1 protein-coding gene is annotated in these 1,134 nt (G+C 50.2%); it reads left to right on the top strand.

Annotated elements, in window-relative coordinates; all coding sequences use genetic code 11:
- The first annotated feature begins 19 nt into the window (after nt 1-19).
- Complete coding sequence (locus tag CHB65_RS16680) at nt 20-1,021, top strand: NAD-dependent epimerase/dehydratase family protein (protein ID WP_179213719.1); 1,002 nt, start codon at nt 20-22, stop codon at nt 1,019-1,021.
- Nucleotides 1,022-1,134 lie beyond the last annotated feature (113 nt).

The raw sequence follows: 1,134 nt of genomic DNA, 5'->3' as shown, positions 1-1,134 counted from the left end.
CATCTGAAAGATTAACAACGTGCTGCTTCCGTCCCATTCTTACGAGTACGGCTGTAGAGGGCTTAAACTAGACAGTCTAGGTCTGAAGCTACACTTAGTAACGGGTGCCGCAGGACAAATTGGATCCGAACTAACACCGTATCTCGATAGCCACAGCGATTTCGAGTTCGTCCTCGGCACCGATCTCAAAGAGTCGTTCCCGGCCCTCGACCGTTACGAGCAACTCGACGTAACCGATCGTACCAACGTGAACTCCGTTCTCGAACGGCACGAGATCGATATCATATTTCACCTGGCGGCATTACTCTCTGCAACCGGAGAACATCGCCCCCAGTCAGCTTATAACGTTAATCTTAATGGATTGTATACGGTTCTCGAGGCTGCACGGCAGACCGACGTCGAACGTGTCGTCGTCCCGAGTTCCATCGCCTTCTTCGGACAACACACACCACCGATACCGTCCGAGCGAGCGATTTATTCTCCAACAACAATGTACGGGGTATCGAAGGCGTTTTTCGAACTTCTTGGCGAATATTACAACAATCGGTACGATATGGACGTCAGGGGACTCAGGCTACCTGGCGTTATTAGTCATAAAACCAAACCAGAGGGAGGGACCACGGATTACGCGGTTGAAGTTTTTTACGAGGCAATCGAGTCCGGTTCGTACACATACTTTGTTCGCGAGGATACTCGTCTACCGTTCGTCTACATGCCCGACGTCATCGACGCGCTCATTGCGATTGCACAGGCAGATTCCGATTCTTTGAACCATCCCTGCTCGTACAATATAGAGGGGTGTTCATTTACTGCACGTGAATTGACCGCGGCGATCCGTGATCATATACCCCATTTCGATGCCGATTACGACCCGGACTCTCGACAAAAAATTGCAGACACCTGGCCGGAAACAGTCGACGATTCGGCTGCTCACCACGACTGGAGCTGGAATCCAAAGTACGGTCTGGAGGAACTGTGTTCAGACATGATCATGGAGTTAGAGAGACAGCAAATCGCGTAACTAAATTGCGGTTTGAACTGCTTTGTTGAATAGATGCTGAGCCATGGTTAGAGCGGCTCACACAGTGATTCTATGTTTGTGATGGCGAACATCAAGACGATTTCACGGAACTG

This window comes from Halorubrum vacuolatum (assembly GCF_900188065.1).
GTDB classification, from domain to species: domain Archaea; phylum Halobacteriota; class Halobacteria; order Halobacteriales; family Haloferacaceae; genus Halorubrum; species Halorubrum vacuolatum.
Note: the sequence above shows the minus strand (reverse complement) of the source record. Positions and strands in the feature narration are given on the sequence as shown.